This is a genomic window from Psychrobacter lutiphocae DSM 21542 (assembly GCF_000382145.1).
Classification (GTDB): Bacteria; Pseudomonadota; Gammaproteobacteria; order Pseudomonadales; family Moraxellaceae; genus Psychrobacter; species Psychrobacter lutiphocae.
The window spans coordinates 39,524-49,299 of record NZ_KB907645.1 but is presented as its reverse complement, the minus strand read 5'-3'; the positions used below and the strand labels follow the sequence as shown (position 1 = coordinate 49,299).

General features: G+C 41.4%; 8 protein-coding genes and 1 tRNA gene. All 9 read left to right on the top strand.

What is annotated here, in order from left to right:
• On the top strand, positions 1-342 hold a 342-nt coding region (locus H140_RS0109595; RefSeq protein WP_019673438.1), incomplete at its 5' end, for an EF-Tu C-terminal domain-related protein.
• Positions 343-907: 565 nt separating this feature from the next.
• Positions 908-983 (top strand) — tRNA-Trp (locus tag H140_RS0109590).
• A 121-nt stretch (positions 984-1,104) separates the two neighbouring features.
• Positions 1,105-1,599: a preprotein translocase subunit SecE gene (gene secE / locus H140_RS0109585; protein ID WP_019673437.1), complete on the top strand. Its 495-nt coding sequence runs from the start codon at positions 1,105-1,107 to the stop codon at positions 1,597-1,599.
• A gap of 101 nt (positions 1,600-1,700) precedes the next feature.
• Positions 1,701-2,231 carry a transcription termination/antitermination protein NusG gene (gene nusG / locus H140_RS0109580; RefSeq protein ID WP_019673436.1) on the top strand — a complete coding sequence of 177 codons (531 nt, stop codon included), beginning with the start codon at positions 1,701-1,703 and terminating at the stop codon, positions 2,229-2,231.
• A gap of 158 nt (positions 2,232-2,389) precedes the next feature.
• On the top strand, positions 2,390-2,821 hold the full coding sequence (rplK, locus tag H140_RS0109575) for a 50S ribosomal protein L11 (protein ID WP_019673435.1): 432 nt from the start codon (positions 2,390-2,392) through the stop codon (positions 2,819-2,821).
• Positions 2,822-3,523, top strand: coding sequence for a 50S ribosomal protein L1 (gene rplA, locus H140_RS0109570; protein WP_019673434.1), 702 nt, complete (start codon positions 2,822-2,824; stop codon positions 3,521-3,523).
• Positions 3,524-3,915: 392 nt separating this feature from the next.
• Complete coding sequence (gene rplJ, locus H140_RS0109565) at positions 3,916-4,443, top strand: 50S ribosomal protein L10 (protein WP_019673433.1); 528 nt, start codon at positions 3,916-3,918, stop codon at positions 4,441-4,443.
• 158 nt (positions 4,444-4,601) lie between these two features.
• Entirely contained in the window at positions 4,602-4,979 is a 378-nt protein-coding gene (rplL, locus tag H140_RS0109560) for a 50S ribosomal protein L7/L12 (RefSeq protein ID WP_019673432.1), read from the top strand.
• Between the two features lie 652 nt (positions 4,980-5,631).
• Positions 5,632-9,750: a DNA-directed RNA polymerase subunit beta gene (gene rpoB / locus H140_RS0109555; protein WP_019673431.1), complete on the top strand. Its 4,119-nt coding sequence runs from the start codon at positions 5,632-5,634 to the stop codon at positions 9,748-9,750.
• The last annotated feature ends 26 nt before the right edge of the window (positions 9,751-9,776 follow it).

Genomic DNA, 9,776 nt, shown 5'->3' with positions numbered 1-9,776 from the left:
ACCAAGCGTGAAGACGTACAACGTGGTCAAGTACTAGCGGCACCAGGTTCAATCACACCGCACACCAACTTTGACGCAGAAGTATATGTACTATCAAAAGAAGAAGGTGGTCGTCACACGCCATTCTTAAATGGTTACCGTCCACAGTTCTACTTCCGTACTACTGACGTAACAGGTGCCATCACCTTACAAGAAGGTACAGAGATGGTAATGCCAGGCGATAACGTAGAGATGAGCGTAGAGCTAATCCACCCAATCGCAATGGACAAAGGCTTACGCTTCGCAATTCGTGAAGGTGGCCGTACCGTAGGTGCTGGTGTTGTTGCTAACGTCAAAGAGTAATTTGTATCAAGCACAACAACAAGATGCATTAGCATAAGCATGTGCACTTAATATAAGTAGCAGTGCTAATAAGACCGTCCTGAATAGGGGCGGTCTTTTTTTATAAAAATATCAAAGAAGTAGTTTAGGCTTAAAGAGAATTTTCATTCATTATAGTCAGAGAGATACTAAACGCGGTGTCTTGCTAAGTCTTAATGAGTAGTGCCTGTACTTGAGTAGCGCCTGTACTATGAGCATTAGTTGCACTCGTTTTCCTTGATATCTTAATTTTCAGATTTGGTATAAGTTATTACTACAAAACTACGAAGGTGACTGTACAACAAACCCTGAATTAATATTACATCTCAAAGCGGATTGATATAAAGTCAAATATTTGAAAGTAGAGCATAGATTAGTTACAATACGTCCGTTATGAACAGCTAATTGACTAGCCACTTACATAACTAATTATTTAATAACTAGCTACTTAGTAACAAACAGTTGAATAGAGATTACATATCTTACTTTGTGTGTAACAAGGCTTGCATTCCACAAAAAAGATTGTATAATAGTCAACCTTAACTAAAGGCGATTGGCTCAATTGGTAGAGCATCGGTTTCCAAAACCGAGGGTTGGGGGTTCGAGTCCCTCATCGCCTGCCATTTATTTGTTAACTGTCTAATTATTTATTAACTGTCTAAGCTTAATTGCGAAGCACTCTTCTTTTACCATACAGATAGGCGGTTATTAACTTTATCGTCTAATTCGTAAGGCAATTCAATTATGAGCAATCAACAGGATAACCTAGATAACAAGTTATCTGACACACAGCAGAGCGCTCATAAAACGCCAGGTAAACTTGTTTCTAATAATAAAAGTGCTTCTAATCGCAAAAGCGCAATAGAAGTGGCAAAAACCCGCTCACCAAAAGATATGGCGCTGTGGGCTATTGCATTTGTTGCTTTAATTGGTGCAACATTAGTCAACTACAAGCTACCAGGTATTTGGCAACCAGCCAATGATATTTGGACTCGAGTTGGTATTATTGCCTGTTTGGTATTATTGGCTATTATTTGTTTGGCATTAACCAATCAAGGGCGTAGCTTTAAGGTACTTCTTAAAGATGCCAATATTGAACTGCGTCGTGTCACTTGGCCAAGTAAAAGTGAAACCATCCAATATACATGGCAATCATTACTAGTAATTGGCATAGTCGCAATCATCGTTTGGTTGTTAGATAACCTCTTTAATTGGCTAGTCGGTATCTTTATCGGCTAACAATAAACTTATTAAAGGCTGGGTTTATATAGTAGCTATATAAACATGACAGCCTGTTTTTTTTAATCAGTAATCGTTTGATTGACGTCATGGAGAACTATATGCGCTGGTATATCGTGCAAGCATTTTCAGGATATGAAAAGCAAGTCCAACGCTATTTGACGGATCGTATCAATCGTAGTGAGTTCGCTGATAAGTTCGGTGAGGTATTAGTACCAACTGAAGAAGTCGTTGAAATGAAAGACGGCAAAAAGCGTAAAAGTGAGCGTAAATTCTTTCCAGGTTATGTATTAATCGAAATGGAAATGAATGATGATACTTGGCACATCGTTAATGACTGCCCACGTATCACGGGTTTTATTGGTGGTACACCAGAAAATCCAGCACCGATTACTAAAGTTGAAGCCGACCGTATTTTAAATCGATTAAAACAAACTGAAGTCGCCCCAAGACCTAAGACCCTGTTTGAACCAGGTGAAGAAGTACTGGTTATTGATGGACCGTTTACAGACTTTAAAGGTTTGGTTGAAAAAGTCGATTATGAAAAATCTAAATTACAGCTAACTGTAAATGTATTTAACCGACCAACTCAGGTCGAATTAGAGTTTAGTAAGGTTGAGAAGTTAAGCTAATCTGTCTATTGATGAGCTCATTTAACTACCATGCTAAATAGTTAACCACCACCGGGGAGCAGATTGCTACATTTTATTCTTAACGCCATAACTTATGTGGAAGCAAGAGTAAAATTTACTAAAGCATAAGCGTTATCACCCGCAAAGGAGAAAAACTCATGGCTAAGAAGATTGATGGTTACATCAAACTACAAGTGCCTGCTGGCAAAGCAAACCCTTCACCACCGATTGGTCCTGCTCTAGGTCAAAAAGGTGTGAACATCATGGCGTTCTGTAAAGAATTCAATGCGGCAACAGCAAACATGGAACCAGGTTTGCCGATCCCTACTGAAATCACAGTGTATGCCGATAAATCATTTACATTTATCATGAAGTCACCTCCTGCGGCCTTCTTGTTGCGTAAAGCAGCAGGTATCGCTAAAGGTTCTGGTGTACCAAACACGACTAAAGTAGGTAAAGTTACTCGTGCCCAGCTTGAAGAGATCGTTCAGACTAAACAAGCTGATTTAACTGCCGCTGACTTGGATGCTGCTGTACGTACTATCGCTGGTACTGCACGTTCAATGGGCATCGATGTGGAGGGTGTGTAAATGAGTAAACTTACTAAGCGTCAAAAATTAATCGCTGAGCGTGTAGAAAGCGAAAAACTATATACGCTAGAAGAAGCGGTTCAGATTTTAAATGATCTGCCACCTCTTAAATTTAAAGAGTCAATCGACATTGCTGTAAACTTAGGTGTAGACCCACGTAAATCAGATCAAGTGGTTCGTGGTGCGACTAACCTACCTGCTGGTACTGGTAAAACCAAACGTGTTGCCGTATTTGCTCAAGGCGCAGCTGCCGATGCTGCTAAAGAAGCTGGTGCTGATATCGTTGGTATGGAAGATTTAGCAGAGCAGGTTAAAGCTGGTAATCTAGACTTTGATGTGGTGATTGCTGCTCCAGACGCAATGCGTGTCGTTGGTCAGTTAGGTACTATCTTAGGTCCACGTGGTTTAATGCCTAACCCTAAAGTCGGTACAGTGACACCAAACGTTGCAGAGGCGGTTGCAAATACCAAAGCGGGTCAGGCAACTTACCGTGTTGATAAAGCAGGTATTATTCATACTACTATCGGTCAAGTTGGCTTCACTGCAGAGCAAATTGCTCAAAACGTGAATGCACTGATCAGTGATATTAGACGTGCTAAGCCAGCAACATCAAAAGGTATTTATATTAAAAAAATCACTTTATCTAGCACCATGGGCCCTGGTATCACTTTGGATCCAGTACCATACCGTACTGCTAAATAATCGATTTTTAAAAAATTTTAAACTATTATTTGTATTTGAAAGAATTAGGTCAGCTTAGCCAAAGCTATGCTGTCTAAGACCGTAGGTAGGTATTTTGAGCGTTAAGCTCTTGCATACTGTTAATTGATGCTAGTGCTGATAATGACGGTTTTTACCTTTATCAGCCCAGTATTGGCCTACGCAGACGGTGACCCAAAAAGTTTGATCCTAGTGGTGAGATTGGTTTTCCAATCTGATTACACATTCATTCTGATAAAGGTGCCGTATTCAGCGTTATTAAAATAGTCAGTTATGAGCAATTTATTGCAATTAAGTGATTGTTTTAGTAATAACAAACGTCAATTCAGCATACCGTGATTATGGTTTTGCTGATGAGATCAAGGAGTCAACTCATGGCATTAACGCTAGAACAGAAACAAAAAGTTGTGGCTGAAGTGTCTGAAGTTGCTGCAAATGCTTATTCAGCAGTTGCTGCTGATTATCATGGCCTTGGTGTTGCTCAGTTAACTGAGTTACGTAACCAAGCTCGTGAGAAAGGTGTTGTACTTAAAGTTGTAAAAAATACGCTTGCTAAGCGTGCTTTTGAAGGTACCAACTTTGAGTCGATGTCAGATAAGATGGTTGGCCCATTGCTACTGGCTTTTTCTACTGAAGATTTAGGTTCAGCTGCTCGTGTTATTTATGAGTTCAGCAAAGAACATAAAGATTTAGAGCCAAAGCTTGTTGCAGTTGGTGAAGAACTGTTTGGTCCTGAGGAGCTAGAGCGCGTATCTAAGCTACCAACACGCGACGAAGCACTATCTATCTTGATGGCAACAATGAAGGCACCAGTAACCAAGCTTGCACGTACTATGAAAGAAGTACCAGGCAAGTTTGTTCGCACTGTTGCAGCAGTAAAAGACGCAAAAGACGCTGCTTAATACTTATACTTAATTTCATAAGTATAATTAAGCCAACAAGCTGTTTTTTGGTTAGTACAGCATTATTATTGCTTAGTTGCATAACAATATAGCCATTTTATTTTACTGTATTGACCTTAATAATTAACTTTAAATTTATCAGAATATGGAGAAATCCCATGGCACTATCTAGAGAAGATGTGTTAAACGCAATCGCTGAAATGTCAGTAATGGATATCGTTGAACTAATCAGCGAAATGGAAGAAAAATTCGGCGTAACAGCTGCTGCTGCTGTTGCTGCTGCTCCTGCTGCCGCTGCTGGTGGCGCTGCTGCTGCTGAAGAAAAAGACGAATTTGACGTAGTTTTAGCTAGCTTCGGTGAGAAGAAAGTTGCTGTTATTAAAGCCGTTCGTGAAGCAACTGGTCTTGGCTTAAAAGAAGCTAAAGAACTAGTTGAGGGCGCTCCAGCGCCAATCAAAGAAGGCGCTGCTAAAGCTGAAGCTGAAGAGCTAAAAGCTAAGCTTGAAGAAGCTGGTGCTACTGTAGAGCTTAAATAATAGATTGTTATCTATGTTAAGCTTGATTGAGTAGAGGTCATACTTTCTTTACTTAATCACAAGCCAAAAAAGCCAACAATGTCAATCACGTTGTTGGCTTTTTTTGTGGCTAGTTACTTTTATATATTATGTGTGTTTGCTTTTTTTAAAATAGTATTGTATAATCTCGCACTTGACCTTTTGTATTAGCCTAAATGGTTGGCAAGCGTCACGTTAATAACTTATCACTATCGGCTTAACGAACGTTTAGCGATTAATACAGACCAAGGGGCAGACAATTTGCATGTTTGAAACATCGTTAGCTTCTATCCTATTTATTTGACCTAGGTACGTTCGTGCTTGGGGTTTTTTTGCATCTGTCATTTGGCAAATTTTTTATCAAAATAAACCACTTTTATTAATTTAACTTTTATATTAACTAATTTAATTACCATTAGCTATAAACGTTTGTAATGGGTTTGGCAACGTTGACACTCAATTATAGAGTGACACACGTTCTGATAGATATGTATAACAGGCATTTATCAAAGGTCACGCTCACTGTTTCAATCTGATGATTTTCGCTTAAATGCTCAGCTGTTTGGCTAATCACTAAGCAGTTAAGATTTAAAAAAGATCATTTTTATTTTACTGTCTACTGTAAGGACTCTCGATGGCATATTCCTATACTGAAAAAAAACGTATTCGCAAAAGTTTTGCCGAGTTGCCACATGTCATGGATATTCCATATCTGCTGGCAATTCAAGTGGATTCCTATGAGCAATTTTTGCAGGAAAATAAAAAGCCTAAAGCGCGTGAGAATACTGGCCTGCAAGCTGCATTTTCATCTATTTTCCCAATCGAAAGTAACTCTAACAACGCTGAGCTACAATTTATTGAATATTACCTAGGTGCGCCAGAGTTCGATGAGCGTGAGTGTATTTCTCGTGGCTCAACTTATGCTGCACCTTTGCGTGTCAAAATACGTCTGGTTATTAAAGACAGAGACAGCAAAGACAAAAATAGCAAAGCGGCTATTAAAGACATTCGTGAACAGAATGTCTATATGGGTGAAATCCCTTTGATGACGGATAATGGTACCTTTATCATTAATGGTACCGAGCGTGTGATCGTGTCTCAATTACATCGCTCACCTGGTGTGTTCTTTGATCATGATAAAGGTAAGTCACATTCAAGTGGCAAAGTGCTTTATAACGCTCGTATTATCCCATACCGTGGCTCATGGTTAGACTTTGAGTTTGACGCCAAAGACTTAGTATTTGCCCGTATTGACCGTCGCCGTAAGCTATTAGGGACCATTATCCTACGTGCGCTTGGTATGGAAACGCAAGAAATCTTAGATACCTTCTTTGAAAAGGTGACTGTCTATAAAGGCGAAGAGCAATTCGAAATTGACTTGGTTCCAGATCGTCTACGTGGCGAGATGGCTCAGTTCGATATCGTATCACCAGATGGTGAGGTTCTGGTTGAACAAGGTAAGCGTATTAATGCGCGCCGTATTCGCCAAATCGAACAGTCAGGTATGAAAAAACTGGCTGTACCGGATGAATACTTATATGAACGCATTTTAGCGGAAGATATCGTGGTGAATGGCGAAGTGATTGCCAAAGCCAATACCCTAATTGACCATGAATTATTGGTTAAATTAAGTGCATTTGAAGCCAGCGAATCAATCAAAGAGTTTACCATTTTATTTACCAATGACATTGATCATGGTACTTATATCGCCGATACGCTACGTGCGGACACAACGGGTAGCCGTGAAGAAGCCTTGATTGAAATTTATAAAGTAATGCGTCCAGGTGAGCCACCAACGATTGATACGGCTGAAAAATTGTTCGATAGCATGTTCTTCAATGCAGATCGTTATGACCTATCGAACGTCGGTCGTATGAAGTTTAACCGTCGTTTGGGCCGTTCATTTGAAAATACCGATGATCCAGATGTTAAACGTGAGCAAAGCGTTTTAACCAAAGAAGACATCATCGATGTGTTAAAAGAGCTGATCAATATTCGTAACGGTTTGGGTGAAGTGGATGATATTGACCACTTAGGTAACCGTCGTATTCGTTCAGTGGGCGAAATGGCTGAAAACCAATTCCGCGTTGGTCTAGTACGTGTTGAGCGTGCGGTAAAAGAGCGTTTAAGCTCAGCTGAATCTGACAACTTGTCACCACAAGATTTGATTAACTCGAAGCCAGTAGCGGCAGCGGTTAAAGAATTCTTTGGTTCAAGCCAGTTGTCACAGTTTATGGACCAAAACAACCCGCTATCAGAGATTACGCATAAGCGTCGTATCTCAGCATTAGGCCCAGGTGGTTTGACCCGTGAGCGTGCAGGATTTGAGGTACGTGACGTACACAACACTCACTATGGTCGTGTGTGTCCGATTGAGACCCCAGAGGGTCCAAACATTGGTCTGATTAACTCACTAGCAACTTTTGCAAAAACTAACGAATTTGGCTTCTTAGAAACGCCATATCGTAAAGTGGTTGACGGTAAAGTAACCGATGATATCGAATACTTATCAGCCATTGAAGAAGTCGGAACGGTTATCGCTCAGGCTGACTCAGAATTGGACGAAAATGGCGTATTAGCTGAAGAAATGGTTATGGTACGTAGTGGTGGTGAATCGGTGCGTATGCCAAGTGATAAGGTGACGCATATGGATGTGTCACCAAGTCAGGTTGTGTCTGTTGCGGCCAGCTTAATCCCATTCCTTGAACATGACGATGCTAACCGTGCCTTGATGGGTTCGAACATGCAACGTCAGGCAGTTCCCACTTTACGTGCTGATAAACCATTGGTAGGCACAGGTATGGAGCGTCACGTGGCACGCGACTCAGGTGTGTGTGTTATTGCAAAACGTGGTGGTGTGATTGAAGATGTTGATGCGTCACGTATCGTCGTCCGTGTTAATGAAGATGAGATGCAGCCAGGCGAAGCGGGTATTGATATCTATAACTTAATCAAATATACCCGTTCAAACCAGAACACTTGTATTAACCAGCGTATCATTGTGAACCAAGGTGACGAAATCGCTGGTGGTGATATTCTAGCGGATGGTCCATCTACCGATTTAGGTGAGCTGGCATTGGGTCAGAACATGCGTGTGGCATTCATGCCATGGAACGGTTACAACTTCGAAGACTCGATTTTGTTATCTGAGCGTGTGGTTAAAGAAGACCGTTTCACCACGATTCACATTCAAGAGTTAACCTGTGTGGCACGTGATACCAAGCTAGGTACTGAAGAAATTACGGCCGATATTCCAAACGTTGGTGAAGCCGCACTATCTGCGCTGGATGAGTCAGGTATTGTTTATATCGGTGCTGAAGTAGACGCTGGTGACATCCTAGTTGGTAAAGTGACGCCTAAAGGTGAAACCCAATTAACGCCAGAAGAAAAACTGCTCAGAGCCATCTTCGGTGAAAAAGCGGCAGACGTTAAAGATACTTCTTTACGTGTGCCAACCTCTACCAAAGGTACGGTTATTGATGTTCAAGTCTTTACCCGTGATGGTATAGAAAAAGACGCTCGTGCAAAAGCAATCGAGAAGTCACAGCTAGACAACTACCGCAAAGACTTAAAAGAAGAGTTGCGTATCTTCGAAGAAGCGGCACGTAGCCGTATTAGTCACATCCTTGATGGTCATGCTATCAGTGGTGGTGCTGGTCTGAAGTCAGGTACAGTATTAACCGAAGCTGAATTGCTAGAAATGTCGTTAGAGATGTTGCTAGATATCCAGCCAGTCGAAGAAGAAATCGCTGAGCGTATGACTCAGATTCAAGAATTCTTGGTCGATAAGCAAAAAGACATCGATACCAAGTTTGCTGAGAAAAAACGTAAGCTAACTGCCGGTGATGACTTACAACATGGCGTCCAAAAAATCGTTAAGGTTTATCTGGCTGTTAAACGTCGTATCCAGCCAGGTGATAAGATGGCCGGTCGTCATGGTAACAAAGGGGTAGTGTCACGTATCATGCCAGTAGAAGACATGCCGTATGATGAGCATGGTAACCCTGTCGATATCGTGTTGAACCCACTGGGTGTACCGTCACGTATGAACATCGGTCAGGTTCTTGAGACTCACTTAGGTATGGCTGCTAAAGGTCTTGGTGACAAGATTAACGGTATGTTAAAAGCCCAAGCTGAGGTCGCTGAGCTGCGTGATTTCTTAGACAAGATTTATAACAAAGTGGGCGGTGAGCAAGTTGATTTAGATAGCTTGACCGACGAAGACATCATGGCGTTGGCGCAAAACTTGCGTGATGGTGTGCCTATGGGTACTGCGGTATTTGATGGCGCGCGTGAAGTGCAAATTGATGAATTGTTAGAGCTAGCAGGCTACCCAAGCTCAGGTCAGCAAATTTTATATGATGGTCGTACAGGCGTGCAGTTTGACCGTCCTGTCACAGTTGGCTATATGTATATGCTGAAATTGAACCACTTGGTTGATGACAAGATGCACGCCCGTTCAACTGGTTCATACTCATTAGTCACGCAGCAGCCGCTAGGTGGTAAAGCTCAATTTGGTGGTCAGCGCTTCGGTGAAATGGAAGTGTGGGCACTAGAAGCTTATGGTGCGACTTACACCTTGCAAGAAATGCTAACAGTGAAGTCAGATGATGTTGAAGGTCGTACGCGTATGTATAAGAACATCGTTGATGGCGAGCAGTACATGGATCCAGGTATGCCTGAGTCATTTAACGTACTGACTAAAGAGATTAAGTCTCTGGGTATTAATATTGAGCTAAAAGAAAGTAACTGATCTTACCTTTAACTCAGCCTAATTCA

What these genes read in the sequence shown, in the direction of transcription:
- secE (WP_019673437.1), top strand. Translation starts at nt 1,105, where the DNA reads ATGAGCAATCAACAGGATAACCTAGATAACAAGTTATCTGACACACAG.
- nusG (WP_019673436.1), top strand. Translation starts at nt 1,701, where the DNA reads ATGCGCTGGTATATCGTGCAAGCATTTTCAGGATATGAAAAGCAAGTC.
- rplK (WP_019673435.1), top strand. Translation starts at nt 2,390, where the DNA reads ATGGCTAAGAAGATTGATGGTTACATCAAACTACAAGTGCCTGCTGGC.
- rplA (WP_019673434.1), top strand. Translation starts at nt 2,822, where the DNA reads ATGAGTAAACTTACTAAGCGTCAAAAATTAATCGCTGAGCGTGTAGAA.
- rplJ (WP_019673433.1), top strand. Translation starts at nt 3,916, where the DNA reads ATGGCATTAACGCTAGAACAGAAACAAAAAGTTGTGGCTGAAGTGTCT.
- rplL (WP_019673432.1), top strand. Translation starts at nt 4,602, where the DNA reads ATGGCACTATCTAGAGAAGATGTGTTAAACGCAATCGCTGAAATGTCA.
- rpoB (WP_019673431.1), top strand. Translation starts at nt 5,632, where the DNA reads ATGGCATATTCCTATACTGAAAAAAAACGTATTCGCAAAAGTTTTGCC.